Source organism: Methylotenera versatilis 79 (genome assembly GCF_000384375.1).
Lineage (GTDB): Bacteria > Pseudomonadota > Gammaproteobacteria > Burkholderiales > Methylophilaceae > Methylotenera_A > Methylotenera_A versatilis_B.
The window spans coordinates 664,427-688,972 of record NZ_ARVX01000001.1; the positions used below are offsets into that span (position 1 = coordinate 664,427).

General features: G+C 43.1%; 16 protein-coding genes, 3 tRNA genes and 2 rRNA genes. 2 read left to right on the top strand and 19 right to left on the bottom strand.

Going from position 1 to position 24,546, the window contains the following annotated elements; translation table 11 throughout:
- Positions 1-29: 29 nt before the first annotated feature.
- The 10 genes from METVE_RS0103465 to METVE_RS0103510 form a co-directional block, all read right to left on the bottom strand.
- Positions 30-1,235: a type II secretion system F family protein gene (locus METVE_RS0103465; RefSeq protein ID WP_020167060.1), complete on the bottom strand. Its 1,206-nt coding sequence runs from the start codon at positions 1,233-1,235 to the stop codon at positions 30-32.
- Between the two features lie 9 nt (positions 1,236-1,244).
- Positions 1,245-2,951 carry a GspE/PulE family protein gene (locus tag METVE_RS0103470; protein ID WP_020167061.1) on the bottom strand — a complete coding sequence of 569 codons (1,707 nt, stop codon included), beginning with the start codon at positions 2,949-2,951 and terminating at the stop codon, positions 1,245-1,247.
- Positions 2,952-3,053: 102 nt separating this feature from the next.
- Positions 3,054-4,373, bottom strand: a complete 1,320-nt coding sequence (locus METVE_RS0103475; RefSeq protein ID WP_020167062.1) for a tetratricopeptide repeat protein — start codon at positions 4,371-4,373, stop codon at positions 3,054-3,056.
- Between the two features lie 2 nt (positions 4,374-4,375).
- Positions 4,376-4,606, bottom strand: a complete 231-nt coding sequence (locus METVE_RS0103480) for a hypothetical protein (RefSeq protein WP_020167063.1) — start codon at positions 4,604-4,606, stop codon at positions 4,376-4,378.
- Positions 4,607-4,635: 29 nt separating this feature from the next.
- A complete protein-coding gene (gene mshL, locus METVE_RS0103485; RefSeq protein WP_020167064.1) occupies positions 4,636-6,519 on the bottom strand; it encodes a pilus (MSHA type) biogenesis protein MshL in 1,884 nt (627 codons plus the stop codon).
- Between the two features lie 113 nt (positions 6,520-6,632).
- The gene (locus METVE_RS0103490; RefSeq protein WP_020167065.1) at positions 6,633-8,033 is read right to left on the bottom strand and encodes an AAA family ATPase; all 1,401 of its coding nucleotides are present in this window, start codon (positions 8,031-8,033) and stop codon (positions 6,633-6,635) included.
- Between the two features lie 48 nt (positions 8,034-8,081).
- Positions 8,082-9,518, bottom strand: a complete 1,437-nt coding sequence (locus METVE_RS0103495; RefSeq protein WP_020167066.1) for a sigma-54-dependent transcriptional regulator — start codon at positions 9,516-9,518, stop codon at positions 8,082-8,084.
- Between the two features lie 366 nt (positions 9,519-9,884).
- Positions 9,885-9,960: transfer RNA gene (locus METVE_RS0103500), tRNA-His, on the bottom strand.
- Positions 9,961-9,990: 30 nt separating this feature from the next.
- Positions 9,991-10,067 (bottom strand) — tRNA-Arg (locus METVE_RS0103505).
- A 66-nt stretch (positions 10,068-10,133) separates the two neighbouring features.
- A tRNA-Pro gene (locus METVE_RS0103510) sits at positions 10,134-10,210 on the bottom strand.
- 92 nt (positions 10,211-10,302) lie between these two features.
- Between METVE_RS0103510 and folD the strand changes: the two genes are divergently transcribed.
- Together folD and dksA are read left to right on the top strand one after the other, a co-directional pair.
- Complete coding sequence (gene folD, locus METVE_RS0103515) at positions 10,303-11,172, top strand: bifunctional methylenetetrahydrofolate dehydrogenase/methenyltetrahydrofolate cyclohydrolase FolD (protein WP_020167067.1); 870 nt, start codon at positions 10,303-10,305, stop codon at positions 11,170-11,172.
- A 136-nt stretch (positions 11,173-11,308) separates the two neighbouring features.
- Positions 11,309-11,731, top strand: a complete 423-nt coding sequence (gene dksA / locus METVE_RS0103520) for an RNA polymerase-binding protein DksA (protein ID WP_020167068.1) — start codon at positions 11,309-11,311, stop codon at positions 11,729-11,731.
- Positions 11,732-11,836: 105 nt separating this feature from the next.
- Here dksA and pnp read toward each other — a convergent pair whose 3' ends face one another.
- From pnp to METVE_RS0103565, 9 genes are all read right to left on the bottom strand, one after another.
- Positions 11,837-13,951, bottom strand: coding sequence for a polyribonucleotide nucleotidyltransferase (pnp, locus tag METVE_RS0103525; protein ID WP_020167069.1), 2,115 nt, complete (start codon positions 13,949-13,951; stop codon positions 11,837-11,839).
- A gap of 187 nt (positions 13,952-14,138) precedes the next feature.
- Positions 14,139-14,408, bottom strand: coding sequence for a 30S ribosomal protein S15 (gene rpsO, locus METVE_RS0103530; RefSeq protein ID WP_020167070.1), 270 nt, complete (start codon positions 14,406-14,408; stop codon positions 14,139-14,141).
- Positions 14,409-14,601: 193 nt separating this feature from the next.
- Positions 14,602-15,525 (bottom strand): tRNA pseudouridine(55) synthase TruB, encoded by a 924-nt coding sequence (truB, locus tag METVE_RS0103535; protein WP_020167071.1) that lies wholly within the window; start codon positions 15,523-15,525, stop codon positions 14,602-14,604.
- A 26-nt stretch (positions 15,526-15,551) separates the two neighbouring features.
- Positions 15,552-15,908 carry a 30S ribosome-binding factor RbfA gene (gene rbfA, locus METVE_RS0103540; RefSeq protein ID WP_020167072.1) on the bottom strand — a complete coding sequence of 119 codons (357 nt, stop codon included), beginning with the start codon at positions 15,906-15,908 and terminating at the stop codon, positions 15,552-15,554.
- Complete coding sequence (gene infB / locus METVE_RS0103545) at positions 15,908-18,616, bottom strand: translation initiation factor IF-2 (protein ID WP_020167073.1); 2,709 nt, start codon at positions 18,614-18,616, stop codon at positions 15,908-15,910. Before infB ends, rbfA begins: the two co-directional genes overlap by 1 nt.
- Before the next feature lie 125 nt (positions 18,617-18,741).
- The gene (gene nusA / locus METVE_RS0103550; RefSeq protein ID WP_020167074.1) at positions 18,742-20,208 is read right to left on the bottom strand and encodes a transcription termination factor NusA; all 1,467 of its coding nucleotides are present in this window, start codon (positions 20,206-20,208) and stop codon (positions 18,742-18,744) included.
- Positions 20,209-20,292: 84 nt separating this feature from the next.
- On the bottom strand, positions 20,293-20,778 hold the full coding sequence (rimP, locus tag METVE_RS0103555) for a ribosome maturation factor RimP (protein WP_020167075.1): 486 nt from the start codon (positions 20,776-20,778) through the stop codon (positions 20,293-20,295).
- A 291-nt stretch (positions 20,779-21,069) separates the two neighbouring features.
- Positions 21,070-21,183, bottom strand: a 5S ribosomal RNA gene (gene rrf, locus METVE_RS0103560).
- A gap of 229 nt (positions 21,184-21,412) precedes the next feature.
- Positions 21,413-24,303: ribosomal RNA gene (locus METVE_RS0103565) — 23S ribosomal RNA — on the bottom strand.
- Between the last annotated feature and the right edge of the window lie 243 nt (positions 24,304-24,546).

A 24,546-nucleotide genomic window follows, 5' to 3' on the forward strand; every position in this document is an offset into this window, starting at 1 on the left:
TTTGTAGTAATAATATTTATAGCTAAGTTTTACAGCTTCATTTTACTGAAAGAATCATAAACAGGGCCTAGCACTGAGACCATAATAAACGCTAGAATCAAGCCTAAAATCACCGTCAAAGCTGGTTCTAATAACTTAAGCATTTTCTGCATTAACTCATTTACATCTCTGTCGTAAAAATAACTGATATTCAGCAACGATTTATCCAACGCGCCTGTACTTTCACCCACTTTAATCATACGCACCACCAAAGGTGGAAATAAACCCGCATTATGAAAGCTTTCAGACATGCTATCACCCGCATTGATTTGCGCATGCGCTCGGCTTAAAGCATCGGCAATCACGCGGTTGCCGACAATTTTTTCACAAGTTTTAATCGCTTGCAAAATAGGAATTCCCGTTTGATACATCAATGCAAAATAACGCGCAAAACGCGCCATGATGATTTTGTGCAAAATTTCGCCCGTAATTGGTAACTTAAGTTTAAGATAATCAAAGCGATAGCGCGCCTCTGCACTTTGTTTAACGTAAGAAACTGCCCCCACAGCCACCACTAGCGGCACAGTTATAATTAGCCACCAATATTGTACAAATGCATTCGAAATAAAAATTAAAATGCGCGTATTCAATGGCAGCTCTTGGCCTAGGCTATGTAAAAATTTGACCATTTCTGGCACTAAATACACCATTAAAAAAGTCACTGCCGCCAGCACAACCACTAGCACAAATAAGGGGTAAGCCAACAAGCGCTTGGTTTGGCCTAATAACTCATCCTGCCATTTGAGCGTATTAGATAAATTATCAAACACTGCAGGTAACTGACCAGTTTGCTCGCCCGCACCCACCAAATTCACAAATACTTCATTAAATACTTCGGGGTGCTCAGCCAGCGCTTGTGAAAGCATTTTTCCGCCTTCCACTTCGCCAGCAATTGCGCCTAATACTTTTTGAAAATAAGGGCTTTGCGTACTTTCGCGCAAATCGTTCAAGCCTTCTAATATTGGCACACCCGCGCTGGTTAACTGTTCCAGCTGAAAGCAAAACATGACTAAATCGCGATTACTGACTTTGTTTTTTGCAAAAGCACTACTTGATTTGGTACAGGCTCTAAACGTGATTAAATCTAGCCCCATGCGCTCCAAACGCAGCTCTAAATCCACTTCGTTCAAGGCATCAATTTGGCCCTGCGCATGCTTGCCAGTTTGATCAATTGCTTTGTAATTAAACGTTGCCACAATGCGATACTAGTGCGTTAGCCGCGAGGTTAAATCAATCACGCGCATCACTTCATCAATACTGGTATAACCTTCTAAAATACGGCGCACGCCGTCATCTGCCAAGGTGGTAAAGCCTTTTTCTAGCGCTACTTTACGCAGTTCATCTAAATGCGCACGCCGTGCGATGAGCGCATCCATATCCGCATCAATACGCAATAATTCTAGAATCGCCATTCGGCCACGATAGCCAGTTTGGTTGCAGCGCTTACAACCTTTATGTTTGTAAATTTGAATCGCTTCGTTACGTTTTACGCCCAAAATTTTACGCTGCTCATCGGTTGGCTTAACAGGTTCTTTGCACTGCGGACAAAGTACGCGCACCAACCTTTGCGCCACCACGCCAATAATATTACCCGCCATAATGTCAGGCGAAATACCAATATCGGTTAAGCGTGGGAAAGCGCCTAGTGCAGAATTGGTGTGCAAAGTACTGAATACTTGATGGCCTGTCATCGCGGCGCGGAAAGCCATGGTGGCAGTATCTTGATCACGAATCTCTCCGACTAGAATAATGTCAGGATCTTGCCGCATGATGGAACGAATACCGTTGGCAAAATCCACTTTATTCACCTCTGCCACTGATGTCTGGCGCATCATCGTGACTGGATATTCAACCGGATCTTCCAACGTCATAATATTCACGGTTTCATCATTAAGATGTGAAAGTAGCGAATATAGCGTGGTGGTTTTGCCGCTACCAGTTGGGCCTGTGACCACTAAAATACCTTCTGGGCGCGTCATCATTAATTTTAATTGCGCTAAAGTATTCGTGCGTAAACCCATGCGCTCCAGCGGAATAATCGATTTTTCACGGTCCAGCACGCGCAAGACGATATTTTCGCCATGAATAGTCGGATGCGTAGACACCCTGAAATCAATTGGACGTCCACATAGATTCATGTTCAAACGACCATCTTGTGGCGAACGCGTTTCGGCAATGTCCATTCCCGAAATCACTTTTAAGCGTACTGCAATGCCAGGCCAATAGCTTTTGTGAATACTTCGCACCTGCTGCAACACGCCGTCAATACGGTATCTGATACGCAAAAAAGCATACTCTGGCTCAAAGTGAATATCCGATGCAGCGCGCTTTACCGCATCCATCAGTAACGCGCCCACTAATCGTACAACTGGCTGTGTGTATTCATCACCATCAGCAGTTAAGCTTTGATAGTCAATTTCGCCCGTTTCAATCTCGCGCAGAATTCCATCAACTGAAAGCTCATATCCATAAAATTGATCAATATGTTCTTCTAATTGCGCCTCAGCCGCCATCACAGGTTTAAGCTGAATCTGTCCACCCAACATGGCGCGTAACTGGTCTAGCGCCACCACGTTAAACATATCGGCCATCGCCACAATCATGGTTTTGGTGATGTCTTCATAGGCAACCGGCAATAAATGATAGCGCCTTGAAAAATCCTCTGGCACCATTCTTAGCGCATCATTATCAGCAACGACAGTGCTTAAATCGATACTTTCTTGGCCAATCGTATGCGCAACTAAATCGCGCACCATGCTTTCCGACACAAAGCCCAAGCGCACTAATTGACGGCCTAGCGGAATATTATTTTGCTCTTGCTCAATCAAAGCAATGCGCAGCTGATCTTGACTAATCAAGCCCTGCTGCATCATCAGCTCGCCCAAGCGTAATTTACGACGCTGTTCTGTCATTATTGAAACCTGTTTTTGTTTAGTTTATGCATTGCCATTGGTGTGTTTTCTTACTTTTTCTTATGTTATTTTTCTAAGTTAACTAGTTTTTTTCATCAATTTTTATTGAATCGCCGCAATACGTGCTTCTAGCACGTTTTTATCAATATTCGAGCTGCCCGATTGTGCCAGCTGTAACGCGCGCTGATAATAGGGTAACGCCAACTTTGGCTTACCTAATTGATCTAAACTGACCGCCAAATTAAATGCATTATCCGCACTGGCATTTAAGCGAAAAGCATCAAAATACGCTTGCTGTGCCGCTGCCCATTGATTTAAATCTGCATAGAAATTACCTAATGTCGCGTGTAAATTCGCATCATCTGGTTGTTTTGCCAGCATATTTTTAATACGGCTTTCATTATTTGCTGCATCACCCTGATTTGCTAAATTAGTTGGCGACTGACTATCTAAAATGGCAGACGTTGCCAACGCATTTCTAGGCTCTACTTCCAACACTTTTGCATACCAGCCGTTCGCATCCGCGATGCGGCCTTGTCTTTGCGCAATCGCACCTAAACCAAGCAAAGCATCCACATTACGCACATCACGCTGCAGCACTTGCCGATAAAGCTTACTGGCTACATCATCATTGCCTGCGTTATAAGCATTAAAAGCATCCATCAAAATAGGGTTAACACCCATTTGCGGTTTAGTTTTAGACACTTGAATAGAAGCACTTTTCGAAGCGATATTTTCAAACCCAATTGTTCTTGGCTCGTTGCGATTAACCTGAGCTAATCTATTGCCAGGTGTTTTTTCAACCAACATTTGGTTAAGTACCACCTCATTTTCAGTCAAACTTTCTTCTCTAAATGCTGCTGATTTTGGCGTATTTTTAAGCGGCTTCTCTGCTTGCATTGCGACTTCATTGGCTTGTGTAATTGTCGGCTCAATCGCTTGCGGGGCAGATTGTCTTTCAAGTGTCGCTTCTACAACGGGCTGATCTGGTGTTATTTGTGCATTAGGCTCTGCCTGTGAAGCTATTGTTTGGACTGTATTTTCTGGCAATGTCGCCACAGGCTTAACTGTTGATAAACTTGGTGAGAAATCTGGCGCGCGATCTAAAAATAAATAAAAATACGCGGCAACCGCTAGTAATACACACAAGCTAACACCAGCGATTAATGCCAATATTGTATTTTGATTATTAGATTCGATGCGCTTTGCTGCAAATACATTAGCGGCACTTTTTGCTGAGGCTTTACTAGTATTAGCGTGAATATCGGCTGCGGAAGCCTTGTTGTTTGCGGCCGGCTCTTGCAACCGAAATGGACTGGTAGTGGAAAAAATATCTGGATTATTTTGTGTGTTGCCGCGGTCAACTGCGCTGTCTAATTTTTTATCAGCTACGCTTTTATTAGCAATAGGTGATAACTCCATTTCTAACGCATTGGCTGGGCTGCTGCCAATTTTGCCGATGCTGCATTTACTGCTGGTTTTGTAATCGTATTTACTAATACTTGAGGTTTGCGTTTTGTTGCAGAATCACTGCCAGTTTCCAGCACTTTATCGGCTTGCTTAGTGTCAGCTATTTGGGCTTTTAATTCCTGCGCTTTGGCCTCTTGCGCCTTTGCTTCTTGCGCTTTATCTAATGCTTTAATCAGTAAACTCATTGATTAATCTACCCGCAAACATCCACAAATCAATTCGCTTGTTCCAGCACATTTAGTAATTGCTGTGCAGGCAGATATTGTTTGTAGCTTTGTAGCTCATCACTTTCTAAGCTGGCATTGGTAATCACGGTCGGACGCAGAAAAATCACTAATTCAGTTTTGCGATTCAAATTATCGCGGCCTTTAAAAATATTACCTACACCAGGGACATCCATTAGGCCAGGTACGCCATCCGTATTACGTTGTATCTCATCTTGCATCAAGCCACCTAACACTGCGGTGCTACCGCTATGAACTTGTAACATTGACTCCATTTCACGCACCTGAATTTCCGGAATTAAGCTGACTATTTGAGTTCTTTGATTGTTATCCCCCGACTGATATACCAATTGTGGATTAGGGTCCTGCTTTCCTGGACCAATAGTTCTTGATATGGTCGGTCTTACATTTATATTAACAATACTAGAGTCACTGATTTGTGGTGTAACACTCATGACAACACCAACCGGTACAGTATTTGGCGTTGTGGTGAATGATTGAAGGTTGGTACCTGACACCCCACTGGCAGACTGTGAAATTTGTGCTTGTATCGTAAAATAAACGATGTTGTCTACTACTTTTAATACAGCCGTCTGGTTATTTAATACCATTAATTTAGGGCTTGATAAAACCTTGGTATCTCCAAACTGCTTAAGCAAAGTCACAGATGCAGCCAGATTACCAAGAGAGCTCATTTGATTGATATATCCAATCGCAATACCCGCTCCACCAATTGAGCCTGGATTAACTTCTGGCCCTAATGATTGTTGGAAAGTAAATCCATCACTACTCGTTCCACGATTTCCAAAGCGGCTCCAATCAATTCCAGCTTGGTAGCTATCGTTTAAACGCACTTCAACAATTGTGGCTTCAATTAAGACTTGTTTTTTTGCGCTACCAATTACCCTATCGATAAACTCTTGTACTTTTTCGTGCTGTTTATTGGTGGCCCGAACACTAATCACGCCTGTTTCCGGGTTAGCAATCACATTAGCTGCAAATAAGGTTTTATATTCCGAACGTTGCTGATTACGCTCTTCAGTTGCAGCCCTTGCCGCTTCTGCCAAAGAGGTTGCCGCAGAAGTTGCTGAGTTGCCGCTAGTATTTGCGTTTGTATTTTGCACACTGGATTCTGGCACACTGCCAAAACGTGACACGATCACTTCCTTATCGGTTTCTGCCAGTAATTCTTTTAAGTTTTGTATTAACGATTCCCACAAATGATTTTTAGAAATGCTATCTACAGAAGTACTTGAGCTATTTTTTGCGCCATTTCCACTTGTATTTGTTATTGTTGTTGAACCATTTGCACCTGTGCTAGCAGCTTGGCCCGTGCTAGAAATTTCAGCCGCGGCCCCAATAAAACCCTTGGTATCACGATTAATATTCACGTAATCCACTTTATAAATGCGCAAAACAGGCTGGTCAGGCGCAATATAAAGTACGTTGCCATCCATTCTGTAAGTCAAATCCACCTGTTTTGCCAAGCGTTCTAAAATGGCAGGCAATGTTTGATCCACTGCATTTAGCGTTGCGCGGCCTTGAATAGACGGATGAATATCAATATTCAGATTACTTTCACGCGCTAATGCAAACAGAATTTCCTTTACCGGCACTTCATTCACAACCACGCTATAAGTTTGTGCTTTGGTTGTTTGTTTTGGTATGGGTAATTGTGGATTATTGCGAATGGTTTTAGGGATTGGCGCTATATTTGTCGAATTTTGATTGGGGTTTTGTGGCGTTAAACCGCCGTCAATATGGCCTTTAGATGGCGGCACTACAGACTCATGCGCGCAACCAGCCACAATGAAATAAATGGCTGATAAAAAGCCAAATTTCAATCGTTTAAATTTGTTGTTTTGACTAAGCACGACGTGCCTGCTCCCTAATAATTGCGTACGCTATGTGTTATCGCATAAGCCGCGTTAAATTGCAATACTAAGCCATTGAATTTCTTATAGGTTTTAATTATAAAATAGCCACATTATGGCGTTTGTTGTATTTCTTGCCGCACGCCAGCAATTGTGCGTAATTGTGGGCGATTCTTTTGTATTTCCACCGGTAATTTTTTTAATGCCTGCGTGGCCTCGAGTCGATTAGCAAAACTGCCATACAACACCGTTAAAAATGGCTGGTTGCTGACTTTGGTGCGAAATACATAAATATTGTCCAACTCAATTTTTTGACTTAAATTCATTAAATCTGCCGTTAATTGTGCATCACTATTCGCGCCCATCAATTGAATGCTCACGGTTGCGGGCGGCTGACTTTCAAGCCAATTTGAAGTGGCGCTTAAACGCCGACTTAGAATATCTTCTGATACTGTGTTTGAAACACTTGCAGGCGCTGCAGCAACTGGGCTAACGGTATTAGCAACGGCAACATCTTTTGCAGCGGATTTTGCGCTTAAATCTTGCGTTAACTTTGGTGAGTTAACAGTATCTGAAGCCTTAACAGCCACTACAAGCGGTTTTTGCAATAAATAACTGGTTAAGTATCCCAATGCCAATCCGACTATTAGCAAGCCAGCCCACATCAAAATTTGTGATTTTTTTGCGGTTAACTTTGATTGCTCTAAACCGAACTCACTGTCTTTAATCGCCGCACGCACTTGCTTTGGCGTTACTTGGTACAAATTATCTGCAAAAGCAGACAGCAATGCTTTATCGGCCAGAATATTCACACGTCTAACCAAACCTTGCGCAGAAGAAGCAATGGCACTCACCGCCGATTTTGTGAATAAATGTGGGCCAAAATAACCCGCTGCGCGCAATCTGAATATAAGATATTCGCCAATTTCTTTCTGGTCTAACGGTGCCAAATTAAAGCTATGTGTAATGCGTTCACGCAATTGTCGAATTTGTGTTTGATTCAAGTTTTCGTCTAACTCTGGCTGACCAAACAATACAATTTGCAGCAATTTATCATGATTGGTCTCTAGATTTGAAAGCAGTCTGATTTCTTCTAAAGTCGCTATCGGCATACCTTGCGCTTCTTCCACAAAAATCACTACTTGTTTACCCGCCGCATGGCGCGCCAATAAATGACTCTGCAACACTTGCATCACTTTTAAGCGATCTGCGTTTTTGGGCAGCTTGAGTTGCAACTCAAACGCGATAGCATGCAAGATATCTTCTGGCGCCACACTGGGGTTCGCCAGATAAATGCTCTCGATTTTTTCTGGCAACATGGTTTGCAACATACGGCATAACATAGTTTTTCCGCTACCGACTTCGCCCACCACTTTAACGATGCCTTCGCCATTAATAATCGCATAAATCAACGCGTCTAAAACCGCACCGCGCTTACCTCCAGTGTAAAAAACTTCGGTATTGGGTGTGATTTTAAATGGCGGTTCTTTTAAACCAAAATGCGCGTAGTACATACTATTGACGAACCGTGAAAAAAACCATTGAACAAATAATTTTTAATATCATTTTTCTTCTTGTAATTGAATACGGCTATATAGCGTCGTTCGATTAATCCCCAACATTTTGGCTGCTTGGCTCAAGTTGCCATGCGTGATCTTCATCGCGGCTTCTACATAAGCTTTTTCCCAAGATTTTAAAACTTGGTCTAAATTAACATTCGCTTCATTTTGCAAATGTTGCAGCGCATAACCCGATAAATCGCCACTATTGCTAATGGTTGGCACGCCATCAATCTCATTTTGGCGCGATAAATCCAATTCCGCAGAAAGCTGTACCTCATTAACCGTTTGACCAGCGTACTTTGCAATCAAACGGATAATGATATTGCGCAGCTCGCGCACATTGCCTGGGAAATGATAGGTGAGCCAACGTGATTGCGCTTTTGCGTCTAGTTTAAATGATTGCTGACCTGTTTCGCGTGCATAAAAATCATTGAAATGCTGCAACAAAATCAAACTATCTTCTGCCAAATCGCGCAACGGTGGGACTTTGACGGCAAAAACACTTAAGCGATGATATAAGTCCGATCTGAAATTGCCTGCACGCACTTCAGCACGTAGATCTCTATTGGTTGCCGCGACTACTCGTGCTTTACTTTTGCGCACTTGCGTTTCGCCCACACGCGTATATTCACCATTTTCCAGCACGCGCAATAGTTTTGCCTGCATCTCAAGCGGCAATTCACCAATTTCATCTAAGAAAAGTGTGCCTTCATTCACATCTTCAAAATAGCCAGTGTTGGCATTTGCCGCGCCTGTAAAAGCGCCTTTGGCATGTCCAAATAAAATGGATTCAGCCAACATGGGCGAAATTGCCGCACAATTAATCGATAAATACGGTTGTTTGGCACGTTTGCTAAAGCGATGAAAGTTGCTTGCAACGCGCTCTTTACCTGAACCCGACTCACCCTCAATCAATACTGGAAAAGGTGAATCGGCAAATTGACGAATCTGTGTGATTAAGGTTTGCATGGGCAAACTTTCGCCAATCATGCCGCCATTTTTGTCTTCTGCTTGTTGCGTTTGCGCTTGTTCGGTTAACTCAACACTTTGTACTTTTAATGAATTTAAAAGCAGCTCTTTCAGCTTATCAACGTCACAAGGTTTAGGAATAAAATCCAGTGCGCCTAAAGCAAGTGCGTGTTTTACATTCACATCATCACTTTGACCAGAAAGCACATGAATTTTCATGCTGGGTGAATGCGCAAGCAGTTCACCAATCATCTTAAAGCCTTCGTCTGGCTTATGTTGTGAAGGCGGCAAGCCTAAATCGACCAGCGCCAAAGCAGGCGGTTCGTCGAGTTGACGAAGCAAGCTTTTAGCCTGCGCACGCGAATCTGCCACGCATACTTCAAAGTGTTTACTTAATACAAAGTGGAGGGTATCGGTAATGAGGGGATCATCGTCGATAATCATGAGCACAGGACGAAGCTCAGCCATTGATTTATCCTTATAATTGAAACGTTTAGTTATTTTTTATTAAGGATACTATAACCGTTAAAAAGCAGGCTATCAATCCATGTTTGCTTAAATTGGCGCAAGTGGATTATTAAGTGAATTTAAACTCTGTAATTGCGCTTAAATCCAATTTAAAGTTTCTGTTTTGATATATACAGGTGATATAAAGTTGATTTATGGAATATAGGCTTTGCTTAGTTTGCCACTTCGCAGCGTGTTGCTTTCTCATCAGGAGATTACTTTAGTCGTCATAAATTTCCCAAAAGGACAAGAGAAGGACAAATAGCTTTTTAGCTTCTTGGCGAAACTTAACAAAGCGAATAACGGATTAAATTTGAGAGAAATTGATGGGGTGGCTGATGGGGCTCGAACCCACGACAACAGGAATCACAATCCTGGACTCTACCAACTGAGCTACAGCCACCATTGAAACGAAACAACTGAAACCAAAGTTTGGTCTGCCCGACAGGAATCGAACCTGTAACCCCCAGCTTAGAAGGCTGGTGCTCTATCCGGTTGAGCTACGGGCAGATGGTTACACGTTTGAAACACAAACATTTAAAGGGAAGACCACTTTATTTTTACTGCTAAAGTAATTGGTCGGCGTGGAGAGATTCGAACTCCCGACATCCTGCTCCCAAAGCAGGCGCGCTACCAGGCTACGCTACACGCCGAAGAGGCAGAAATATAGCGCAATACCGCCTTTTGGTCAATTCTAATATGTTAAAATCACTGTTTATTTTTAATAATTGTTGAATTTACCCGTATGACAGCACAAATTATCAATGGTAAGGCGATTGCAGAAGCGTTGCTGAATGACATTAAAGCCAAAATTACCACTCGTTTGAGTAATGGCAAACGCGAGCCTTGTTTGGCAGTTGTGCTGGTGGGCGCCGATCCAGCTTCGCATATTTACGTGCGTAACAAACGTTTAGCCAGTGAAAAAGCGGGCGTTAAATCCATTGTGCATGAATTGCCTGCAACAATTAGTGAGGCTGAATTATTTGCCTTAATAGATAACCTTAACAAAGATAAAACGATTGACGGTATTTTGGTGCAATCACCATTACCAGCGCAAATATCCGATGAAAAAATTATAGAACGCATTAGCGTAGATAAAGATGTGGATGGCTTTCATCCTTACAACATTGGCCGTTTGGCCGTGCGGCAGCCCACACTGCGCTCCTGTACACCTTTTGGCGTCATTAAAATGTTAAAAGCCAGCAACATTAATTTAATGGGCTTAGATGCGGTTATTGTGGGCGTTTCTAACCATGTAGGGCGGCCAATGGCATTAGAGTTGTTATTAGCCGGCTGCACAACTACCAGCTGCCACCGCCACACTAAAGACTTGGCAGAAAATATCAAACGCGCAGATTTAATTGTCGCTGCTGCAGGCAAGCCAGGCCTAATTAAAGGTGAATGGATTAAACCTGGGGCGATTGTTGTTGATATTGGTATTAATCGACTTGAAGATGGTTCTATTTGTGGTGATGTGGATTTTAATGCGGCAAAAGAACGCGCCAGTTATATTACGCCTGTCCCTGGTGGGGTTGGGCCGATGACAGTAGCTACGTTAATGGAAAATACATTATTAGCTTTGGAGCTAAGCGAAAAGCGCGTTAATGCGTATTAACCTTAAAGCCAGTCTAAATGAGTTTTTGCATATCTAGCACAATAGGTGTACACTCGCGCGATTGAAAATTTCAAAAAATTATCATTCTAATTTTTTCAAGTAACTGATTTTATTATAAAAACTAGCTGGAAAAACAATGGCAGAAACCCTTACTAAAACATTCACTCCTTATCAGCCAAAACCTGATGAGGAATACATGAATAAAAATCAACTGAATCATTTTCGGGCTATTTTAAATAACTGGAAATCTGATTTAAGTCACGATATCGACAAAACTGTGCACACGATGCAAGATGAAGTCACCATGTTTGCTGACCCGAATGACCGTGCCAGTCAAGAATCTGATATGGCTTTAGAGCTACGTAATCGCGACCGCGAACGTAAGTTAATTAAAAAAATCGATGAAACATTACGCAATATTGATGCGGGTGAATATGGTTATTGCGAAGGTTGTGGCGTAGAAATCGGTTTAAAACGTTTAGAAGCACGCCCTACTGCAACATTGTGCATTGATTGCAAAACATTGGACGAAATGCGCGAAAGACAAGTCGCTAAATAATGTGACGGTTAAATAGTTAACCATATTTTTAGTGTAAAAAATATTGGCAACAAAACATGATTAATAAAAAGCCCGCTTTCGCGGGCTTTTTATTATCTAAACTGATTACTGCGCAGTATCTTCTTTCGCTGGCGCATCAATCAAAGCTTTCATGCTTAAACGCACTTTACCTTTGTCATCAATTTCCACTACTTTTACTTTAACAATATCGCCTTCTTTTACAAAATCACTTACCGCATTGACACGTTGATGCGCGATTTGTGAAATGTGTACCAAACCATCTTTACCTGGTAGCAAGCTAACTACCGCACCAAAGTCTAGCAACTTAACCACTGGACCTTCATAAATTTGGCCAACTTCAACTTCAGCAGTAATTTCTGCAATACGACGTTGCGCTTCAGCACCTTGTTCTGCACTAGTACAAGCGATTTTAATGGTACCGTCATCTTCGATATCAATGCTGGTGCCAGTTTCTTCTGTTAATGCACGAATCACCGCGCCGCCTTTACCAATCACATCACGGATTTTATCCGCATTAATTTTCATGGTGATAATACGCGGTGCAAATGCTGACATTTCAGTGTTAACCGTGCTCATAGCTGATTGCATAATGCCTAAAATATGCGCACGACCTTCTTTGGCTTGTGCCAATGCCACTTGCATAATTTGTGCAGTAATACCGGTAATTTTAATGTCCATTTGTAGCGCGGTAATACCATCTTCTGTACCGGCTACTTTAAAGTCCATATCACCCAAGTGATCTTCATCACCTAAAATATCCGTTAACACCGCAACGCGGTTGCCTTCTTTAATCAAGCCCATCGCAATACCTGCTACGTGGTTTTTAAGCGGCACGCCAGCGTCCATCATCGCCAAGCTACCACCACAGACTGAAGCCATTGAGCTAGAACCGTTTGATTCAGTGATTTCTGAAACAATACGCACGGTGTAACCAAACTCCTCTGGTGTTGGTAATGCAGCTAATAAAGCACGCTTGGCTAAACGACCATGACCAATTTCACGACGTTTTGGTGTACCAACGCGGCCAGTTTCACCTGTCGCATACGGAGGCATGTTGTAGTGCAACATAAAGCGATCTTTAAACTCACCTTGTAATGCGTCAATCACTTGCTCATCACGGCCTGTACCCAATGTAACAACCACTAAAGCCTGTGTTTCGCCACGTGTGAATAATGCAGAACCATGAGTGCGCGGCAATACACCAGTGCGCACAGTAATTGGACGCACAGTACGTGTATCACGACCATCAATGCGTGGCTCACCATTCAAGATTTGACTACGAACAGTTTTCGCTTCTAAATTAAAGAACTCTGTTTTAATTTTATTCGCTTCATCTGTTGAAGTGTTTTCGTTAATCAATTCACCTAAAACACGATTTTTGATTTCGTCTAATTTAGCAGAACGTGCGCCTTTTGCTTTAATTTGAAAAGCCGCATTCACATCTGCCGCAGCTAAATCAGCCACCTTTGCAATCAATGCTGTATCTGGCTCTGGAGCAACCCAATCCCAAGCATCTTTACCTGCTTCTGCAGATAATTCGTTAATCAATTTGATCACTGCTTGCATTTGCTCGTGACCATAAACAACTGCGCCCAACATTACTTCTTCTGATAGCTCTTTCGCTTCAGATTCAACCATCATCACGGCAGTTTCAGTCGCTGCAACCACTAAATCTAAATCCGTTACTTCTAATTGTGCTTTGGTTGGATTTAATACATATTCACCATCAATATAGCCAACGCGCGCTGCACCCAGTGGGCCAAAGAATGGGATGCCTGATAATGACAAAGCTGCTGATGCACCAATAATCGCAGGAATATCAGAATCGATTTCTGGATCAGACGACATCACAGTCGCAACAATTTGTACTTCATTCAAAAATGCTTCTGGGAATAACGGGCGGATTGGGCGATCAATTAAACGTGATGTAAGCGTTTCTTTTTCTGAAGGGCGACCTTCACGCTTAAAGAAACCACCTGGGATCTTACCTGCTGCATAAGTTTTTTCCATATAATCAACGGTTAATGGAAAGAAATCTTGACCTGCTTTTACTTCATGTTTACCAACAACTGTTACCAAAACAACCGTATCACCATAACTAACTAAGACTGCGCCATCTGCTTGACGCGCGATTTCACCTGTTTCAATCGTGAGCTCATGCGCACCATATTGAATACTTTTTTTCACTTTATTAAACATTAGGTTTCCTTTTCAATTCAATTAATTGCTATTCACTACCCAATAGCAACTGACTCTAAATTTGTGATAAATAGTTAAAACAAAAAAGCCGACGCATATCACCATGCAATCGGCTTTCCTTAGATTATAAAAGTGCTTCCAGAATTAAAGATTTAAACTTTAAAAAACTTAACACTTTTATAAACAATTACTTACGTAAGCTCAAACGCTCAATCAATGTTTGATAACGGCTTACATCTCTACTTTTTAGGTAATCTAACAAACGACGACGTTGACTAACCATTGCCAATAAACCGCGGCGTGAGTGATTGTCTTTTTTGTTTGCTTTGAAATGTTCTGTCAAATAAGTAATACGATTTGTTAAAAGCGCAACTTGCACTTCTGGACTACCTGTATCACCTTGTTTTAATTGATATGCTGCTACTACTTTTGCTACATCTGCTGCTGTAATTGCCATCTTTTTTCCTTTGAGTTAGCGTCAATGTAAAAACAGGCTTATTAAAACTCCGCCCGCAAATACATTCATTTACGAATAATCCAGCATTCTAACGTGATTGATTATTTTTAACAAGCGCTTTATACATCGCAAGCCATTCATTCAATTACACTTTTTAATCTTTTATAATGATTAAGTTAAAGCTTTTAAGGTGTTAATATGCTGAACGCTGAATAAGCCTTTTAGGTGCGATTTTTCCGTCATCCTGCAACAAACCTAAGCCTATAAATTGATTCTTCTCATCATAAAGCCGCATATCATCGCCGACTGACAAGCTTTTAAGTAGATTGCCAGCTATCCAAACCGCTTGGCCTAACATGAGAAAATGCGCAGCATCTACATTTAGCACAACTTTTTGTAAGCTTTCAATTGATGAATCAACTGGTAATAACAACGCATCTCGACTTTGCTGAGTTAACGCTTCTAATTGCTCAATTGTGATAGCGTTTGCTAATAAATAACCTGCGGTTTCTGTGCGTCGCAAACCAATTAAATGCGCGCCACAACCAAGCTCCGCACCAATATCTTCTGCCAGCGTGCGAATGTAAGTACCTTTGCTGCAGCTGACCGTAATTTCAGCAACATCGCCATTTAACTTGTTAACAATAACATTTTGTATAGTGATTAACCGTGCTTTACGCTCAATATTCACACCTGCTCGCGCATATTCGTACAAAGCTTTACCTTCATGCTTTAAAGCAGAATACATCGGCGGCATTTGGCTTATTTCACCTAAAAACCGTTTGCAGGTTGATTCGAATTCAGTGTAATTAACATTGACTGGCGCAGTCGTTAACACTTCGCCTTCTGCATCTCCAGTGCTGGTGGTTGCTCCCAATTTAATGGTAGCGAAATAGGTTTTATCTGCATCAGTTACATATTGGGCAAACTTGGTCGCTTCACCCAAACAGATTGGTAACAAACCAGTCGCTAGCGGGTCAAGCGTACCAGTGTGGCCCGCTTTGGCGGCAGAAAATAGCCACTTTACTTTTTGTAATGCTTGATTAGATGAAAAGCCGAGCGGCTTATCGAGTAATAAAACGCCATTAATGGCGCGTTTCGTGCGTTTGAATTGCAAAGCTAGAAGTATTATCTGACGGTTTATTAATCTTGGTTTTTATCGGTCGCGCGCGCCGCATCAATTAATTGCGCCATTTTCATACCATTATCAATAGATGCGTCATACACAAAATGCAATTGTGGCACAGTACGTAACAACATGCGCTTGGCAATCTGTGTACGCAAAAAACCTGCGGATTTTTCAAGCCCTTGCTGAATACTGTCGCTAGCTTTTGCCGCCGTATAAAAAATCTTGGCATGCGCCATATCGCCCGTCACTTCAACTTGCGTGATAGTAATCATGCCTACGCGCGGATCTTTTACTTCAAACTGCAATAAGTCCGCTAACTCACGTTGCATTTGCTCTGCAACGCGGGTTGCTCTTGAAAATTCTTTTGCCATTAGAGCGTTCTTGCCACTTCTACCATTTCGTAAACCTCAAGTATGTCGCCCACTTCAATGTCATTGTAATTTTTCAGTGACAAACCGCACTCAAAGTTGTTTTTCACTTCTTTTACATCGTCTTTAAAGCGTTTCAATGAGTCTAATTCGCCTGTGTGAATAATCACATTGGCACGCAACACACGCACGCGTGAGTTGCGTTTGATCATGCCGTCTTGCACATAACAACCCGCAATTGAACCCACTTTTGAAATACGGAATACTTCGCGAATCTCTACCGTACCAATCATACTTTCTCGTTGCTCTGGTTTCAGCATGCCACCTAAAGCCGCTTTTACTTCGTCAACTGCTTCATAAATAATATTGTAATAACGTACATCAACACCCAAATTATCAATCAATTTACGCGAACCAGCATCGGCACGTACGTTAAAACCAATCAGCACAGCACCAGAAGCAGCACTTAAGTTCACATCAGACTCAGAAATTGCACCAACGCCCGTATGAATAATATGCACTTTCACTTCAGCGGTTGATAGTTTTTGTAAACTGGTTGCCAACGCTTCGTAAGAGCCTTGCACATCTGATTTAATAATCAGGTTCAATGTTTGCACTTCACCTTCAGCCATTTGATCAAACATATTTTCAAGCTTGGCCGCTTGCTGTTTCGCGAGTTTTACATCACGGAACTTGCCTGCGCGGAAGTTTGCAATTTCACGGGCTTTGCGCTCGTCATTCAATACAATCACTTCTTCGCCAGCACTTGGAACATCTGAAAGACCTAATATTTCAACTGGAATCGATGGCCCAGCCTCTTTAATATCATTACCAGACTCATCCAACATGGCGCGTACTTTACCGAAAGTAGATCCCGCTAAAATCATATCACCGCGTTTTAATGTACCAGATTGCACCAATACTGTTGTTACTGGACCGCGACCTTTATCAAGCCTGCCTTCAATCACCAAGCCTTTAGCTGGCGTATTTTTTGGTGCTTGCAACTCTAAAATTTCAGCTTGCAACAATACTGCCTCTAACAACTCATCAATACCTTGACCTGTTTTAGCAGAAACTTCGCGGAACATGACTTCACCACCAAAGTCTTCAGGAACCACTTCTTGCGCAACCAATTCTAGCTTGACGCGTTCAGGCGCAGCATCTGGCTTATCAATTTTATTGATTGCCACTACCAACGGCACACCTGCGGCTTTAGCATGATGAATCGCTTCAATGGTTTGCGGCATCACGCCGTCATCCGCAGACACGACTAAAATCACAATATCGGTCGCTTTTGCACCACGTGCACGCATAGCAGTAAACGCCTCATGGCCTGGTGTATCTAGGAAAGTCACCATGCCACGTGGCGTTTCCACATGGTAAGCACCAATGTGTTGCGTAATGCCGCCAGCCTCGCCTGTAGCCACTCGGCTCCGACGAATATAATCGAGCAACGATGTTTTACCGTGATCCACATGACCCATTACCGTTACCACTGGTGGACGGGTTTCCAAAACAGCCTGCGCATGTTCGGCTTCTTCCAAGAACACTTCAGGATCATTCGGTGCAGCAGCTGAGGCTTTATGGCCCATTTCTTCCACTAAAATAATGGCGGTTTCTTGATCCAAAACTTGGTTAATCGTCACCATCATGCCCATGGTCATGAGTTTTTTAATGACTTCGCCCGATTTAACCGCCATTTTATGTGCTAATTCAGCAACAGTAATCGTTTCTGGCACTAAGACTTCATAGATGATTGCCTCAGTTGGTACTGTAAATGCGTGTTCTGCATCATCATCGTGATGTGATCTGTTTTTACCTTTTGGTGACCGCCAATTAGAGCCTGTCGTCACCGCGCCACGTGTTTTCAAACCACGTTTTTTATTCTCGGCATCAGTCCACTCTTTATTATTACCTTTAACTTTTTTGGCATCTTTAGTCGCAGCAGGTTTTGCTACAGCGCCTGGTTTCGCAACGGGCTTATGTAACGTACCTTCTGACAATTTGGCTGCTTTAACTTTAGCGGCTTCTGCTTCAGCAACTTTTCTTGCCTCTTCATCTATACGGCGCTGTACAAGCTCTTGTTTTTTGCGTACGTCTTCTGCTTGCATCGCAGCCAAAGTTGCATGTCGTTTAGCTTCTGACTCGCGAATTGCAACTTGCTCAGGTGTTAACACTTGTTTTTTAAGTGTTGTTGTCGTTTTTATAGCTGGAACCTCTTCCACAACTGGCTCAGTTTTAATCTCAACAGGCGCTTCAACCTCAACAACTGGCAACTCTTCAGGCACAACAATTTCTTCCACCTCAACAACCGACTCAACTATTTCAGGCTCAGTTGCTTGTGGCACTTCAATTGGCTCTTCAACAGGCAACTCTTGTACTTCAACTGTTGGCGCTGCTGCTTCCGATTCATCAGGACGCTCTAATACACGTTTTTTACGCACTTCTACTTGAATCGTGCGCGCACGACCAGAGCTATCAGTTTTTTTGATCTCTGTATTTGATTTGCGTGTCAATGTGATTTTATTTTTCGGCGCCTGCTCTGCGCCATGTTCTTTACGCAGAAAATCTAACAGCGCAGTTTTATCTGCTTCTTCCAATTTATCTTCTAAAGCCGATTTAACGACACCCGCACTTTTAAGCTGATCAAGCAGCAAAGCGGTCGGCAGCCCTAGCTCTGCGGCGAATTGTGCTACGGTTGTTTGTGCCATTTACTGCTCCAATCTTTCTATTTTCTACACTACTCATTCAACATCATGTGGCGCAAGATCTTGCCATCAATGTGAGCACTTATTTTTGTCACTTAACTTACATTAATACGGCCATTAACTACGGTTTATTTAAACCAAGGCGCGCGTGCTGTCAGAATCAAGCCTTTAGCCCGCTCTGCATCCATACCAGTTATTTCAACCAGCTCATCAACAGCCAATTCCGCCAAATCATCCATTGCAGAAATGCCTTTAGAAGCTAATAAATGTGCAGTTGCATCATCCATACCATCCATCGTCAGTAAATCTTCAGCCGCTTCCTCTACTTTTTCTTCTTTGGCAATTGCCTCGGTCAATAAAGCAGCACGTGCACGTGAACGTAATTCGTTAATTGTATCTTCATCAAATGCGTCGATTTCAGCCATTTCAGCCAATGGTACGTAAGCAATTTCTTCTAACGTACTAAAACCTTCTTGCACTAAGATATCGGCAACTTCTTCATCCACATCCAGTTTTTCCATAAATAACTGGCTCACATTGGCGTACTCAGTTTGATTTTTTTCTGCCGCTTGTTCTTCAGTCAGAATATTCAACGTCCAACCTGTTAACTCTGAAGCTAAGCGTACATTTTGTCCGCCTCGGCCGATAGCTAGAGCCAACTGCTCTTCATTAACCACTACATCCATGCTGTGCGCATCTTCGTCCACAACAATAGAAGAAACTTCCGCTGGTGCCATTGCATTAATCACAAACTGCGCTGGTTCCATGCTCCACAATATAATATCTACGCGCTCACCAGCTAATTCACCCGTTACCGCTTGCACGCGTGAACCGCGCATCCCCACACAAGTGCCTACCGGATCTAAACGTTGGTCATTAGTTTTAACCGCAATTTTTGAGCGTAAGCCAGGGTCGCGGGCGGCAGCGCGAATCTCTAGCAAACCCTCTTCAATTTCAGGTACTTCTAATTCAAATAAACGTTTTAAAAAGTCTGGCGCGATACGCGATAAAATCAATTGAGGGCCACGACCGCCACGCTCAATGCGTGATAGATAAGCACGTACGCGATCACCAACACGTAAATTCTCTTTTGGAATCATTGCTTCGCGCGGCAACAAACATTCAATACGACCTACTTCAATAATCGCGCTGCCTTTTTCCATGCGTTTAATCACGCCTGTGACCAAGTTTTCATTGCGACTCAAAAAGTCTTCTAATATTTGCTCGCGCTCTGCTTCACGCACTTTTTGCAAAATCACTTGTTTAGCTGCTTGTGCGCCAATACGACCGAATTCGATAGACTCTAGTGGCTCTTCATAAAAATCACCAATCGCGCGGTCTTTTGCATGTTCACTTTCTTCGTCGAACTGAAAAGCCGAGTTTTCCAACAAATCATATTCAACATATTGCCAGCGCCTAAAGGTTTCATAGGCCCCACTTTCACGATCGATTGTGACGCGAATATCTGCATCATCATGATGTTTTTTCTTAGTAGCCGATGCCAAAGCTAACTCTAAAGCTGTAAAAATCACTTCTTTACTCACGTTTTTTTCGTGGGCTAAAGCATCTACTAATAATAAAATCTCACGACTCATCACAATCTCCAACTTTTTATATATTCTAATTTACTGTCATTATTTACCTCACATTAAATGTGAGGCGACAAAACATTTAACCGTCTAAAACTCAGGGCTTAAACGTGCCTTATCAATATTACTTAAAGCCAATTTATAGTCACTGCCTTCAAACTCCAACAGAATATGACTATCTTCAACACCTTTTAAAATACCGACAAATGTTTTACGTGGTAAAGCACTTTTGGCGGCGCCAGCACTTTGATCTTTAACGCCGATACGCAGCTTAATTTGCGCTCGCTCACCGACAAATCGCACAAAGTCTTTTTCTTTTTTTAATACACGATCCATACCCGCTGAAGAAATCTCCAAGCGGTCGTAATCAATTTCATGATCCACTGTTAATACATTACCCAACTGATTACTGACTAACACGCAATCATCAATATTGATACTATCTTTAATATCGGTCGGGTTTAATTTATCAATAAACACGCGCAACAATTTGCCGCGATTTGAAATCTCGAGATCAACCAACTCAAAACCGAGTTGAGTGACTGTTTTATCAATTAAGCCATGCAAATCTTGCATTACCGCACATCCTTAAACGCTACATACCGAGCAGAAACAAAAAATGGGCAAAAAGCCCATCGAATTATTCACCTATTATACCAATTAATTCAAGCAATTGGAATCCAATCAGTCTTTCATTTTGCATTAACTAGTATAGTGAGTTTTTTGTTTTTATGCCTTACTACCGCTTAGAAAGCGTTAAAGACTAGTTAACACTTATTTCAAATACATTATTGACCGCTCTAGAAACGAATAAACCCTCACGAGGAGGGTTTATTGTCAGCCATCGAAGATGACTTGGTATAAATAGCTTGGCAGTGACCTACTTTCGCATGCAAAAAGCATACTATCATTGGCGCTGGTTCGTTTCACGGCCCTGTTCGAGATGGGAAGGGGTGGGTCCAAACCGCTATGGCCGCCAAGCATAACTGGTATCTCATGCGTTTACTGGTTTTCACCCAAACACACAAGCGATTATGCTGTGTTGCCGTCTCATTTTCATGAGGCGTCTGTAACAAATTGGAAGAAGTAAAGTCTTCATACTTTCGTATGGGGTCAAATGGTGTATTGATTACATTATCAGCTTTAGAACAAACCTTCATCTTAGATTACTCATTAACTTAATAATAAGCAATTCAAGTCTTAAGGTTATAGGATCAAGCCTCACGAGCAATTAGTAACGGTCAGCTTAATGCATTACTGCACTTCCACATCCGTCCTATCAACGTCCTGGTCTCGAACGACTCTTTAGGGGGGTTAAACCCCCGGGAAATCTCATCTCAAGGCGAGTTTCACGCTTAGATGCTTTCAGCGTTTATCTCTTCCGCACTTAGCTACCCAGCTATACCATTGGCATGATAACTGGTCCACCAGCGGTGCGTCCACTCCGGTCCTCTCGTACTAGGAGCAGGTCCCTTCAAATTTCCAGCGCCCACGGCAGATAGGGACCAAACTGTCTCACGACGTTTTAAACCCAGCTCACGTACCACTTTAAATGGCGAACAGCCATACCCTTGGGACCGGCTACAGCCCCAGGATGTGATGAGCCGACATCGAGGTGCCAAACTCCCCCGTCGATATGAACTCTTGGGAGGAATCAGCCTGTTATCCCCAGAGTACCTTTTATCCGTTGAGCGATGGCCCTTCCATACAGAACCACCGGATCACTATGACCTGCTTTCGCACCTGCTCGACCTGTCCGTCTCGCAGTCAAGCAACCTTATGCCATTGCACTATCAGTACGATTTCCGACCGTACCTAGGTTACCTTCGCACTCCTCCGTTACTCTTTGGGAGGAGACCGCCCCAGTCAAACTGCCCACCATACACGGTCCCCAGTCCAGATTATGGACCTAGGTTAGAACCTCAACAACATCAGGGTGGTATTTCAAGGTTGACTCCACGAAATCTAGCGACTCCGCTTCAACGTCTCCCACCTATCCTACACAAATCTTGTCAAAGTCCAATGTAAAGCTACAGTAAAGGTTCATGGGGTCTTTCCGTCTAGCCGCGGGTAGATTGCATCTTCACAAACATTTCAACTTCGCTGAGTCCCGAGAGGAGACAGTGTGGCCATCGTTACGCCATTCGTGCGGGTCGGAACTTACCCGACAAGGAATTTCGCTACCTTAGGACCGTTATAGTTACGGCCGCCGTTTACTGGGACTTCAATCAAGAGCTTGCACCCCATCATTTAATCTTCCAGCACCGGGCAGGCGTCACACCCTATACGTCCACTTTCGTGTTTGCAGAGTGCTGTGTTTTTATTAAACAGTCGCAGCCACCTTTTCACTGCAACCCTATCGTGCTTCTAGAGCAAGTCTATACACACTACCAGGGCGCACCTTCTCCCGAAGTTACGGTGCTAATTTGCCGAGTTCCTTCTCCCGGGTTCTCTCAAGCGCCTTAGAATTCTCATCCTACCCACCTGTGTCGGTTTGCGGTACGGTCTTATACAACTGAAGCTTAGTGGCTTTTCTTGGAAGCTTGGTATCAATCACTTCGTCTACAAGTAGACTCGTTATCACGCCTCAGCATAATGTTTCTCCGGATTTGCCTAAAGAAACTGCCTACACGCTTGAACCGGGACATCCAACACCCGGCTGACCTAACCTTCTCCGTCCCCACATCGCATTGTATAAAGGTACAGGAATATTAACCTGTTTCCCATCAGCTACGCATCTCTGCCTCACCTTAGGGGCCGACTCACCCTGCGCCGATGAACGTTGCGCAGGAAACCTTGGGTTTTCGGCGAGGGAGCTTTTCACTCCCTTTATCGCTACTCATGTCAGCATTCGCACTTCTGATACCTCCAGCATCCCTCACAGAACACCTTCGCAGGCCTACAGAACGCTCTCCTACCATGCATCTATATAAATATAGAGCATCCGAAGCTTCGGTTACGTGCTTAGCCCCGTTACATCTTCCGCGCAGGACGACTCGACCAGTGAGCTATTACGCTTTCTTTAAATGATGGCTGCTTCTAAGCCAACATCCTGGCTGTCTATGCCTTCCCACTTCGTTTTCCACTTAGCACGTCATTTGGGACCTTAGCTGTCGGTCTGGGTTGTTTCCCTCTTGACCACGGACGTTAGCACCCATGGTCTGTCTCCCGTAATTGCATTTCTCAGTATTCGGAGTTTGCAATGAGTTGGTAAGATCTTATGATCCCCCTAGTCATAACAGTGCTCTACCCCCGAGAATGATATACGAGGCACTACCTAAATAGTTTTCGGAGAGAACCAGCTATTTCCAAGTTTGTTTAGCCTTTCACCCCTATCCACAGCTCATCCCCAAATTTTTCAACATTTGTGGGTTCGGACCTCCAGTACCTGTTACGGCACCTTCATCCTGGCCATGGATAGATCACTTGGTTTCGGGTCTACACCCAGCAACTAGACGCCCTATTCGGACTCGCTTTCGCTACGCCTCCCCTATCGGTTAAGCTTGCTACTGAATGTAAGTCGCTGACCCATTATACAAAAGGTACGCAGTCACGGAACAAGTCCGCTCCCACTGTTTGTATGCATACGGTTTCAGGATCTATTTCACTCCCCTCCCGGGGTTCTTTTCGCCTTTCCCTCACGGTACTGGTTCACTATCGGTCGATTACGAGTATTTAGCCTTGGAGGATGGTCCCCCCATGTTCAGACAAGGTTTCTCGTGCCCCGCCCTACTTGTCGTTACCCTAGTTCCACACACGGGATTTCGTATAAGGGGCTATCACCCTCTATGGCCGGACTTTCCATTCCGTTCTACTATCGCATATGCTAAAAATAACAGGCTGTTCCATGTTCGCTCGCCACTACTTACGGAATCTCGGTTGATTTCTTTTCCTCGAGCTACTTAGATGTTTCAGTTCACTCGGTTTGCCACAACCTCCCTATATATTCAGGAGGAGTTACCCTTGCGGGTGGGTTTCCCCATTCGGACATTTCCGGATCAAAGCTTGTTTGCCAGCTCCCCGAAACTTTACGCAGGCTACCACGTCCTTCATCGCCTGTAATCGCCTAGGCATCCACCATATGCACTTATTCACTTGATCCTATAACGTTAACACCTGAACCCTTTTTAAATCCAGATATCGCCATGCATGAGAACATGCGTCATAGTTTTTTCTAAAGCTACTTCGTTAATACTGCAAGGTTGTACAGTACTAACTGGTTATTTCTTTTGTTTCATTTATTTCTTGGTTATTTCATGTTGCAACCATTATTACTAATAGTTACGACACTATCTAACTGGAACTAAACGAAGCAAAATATTTCGATTTTGCAATCAATTACTA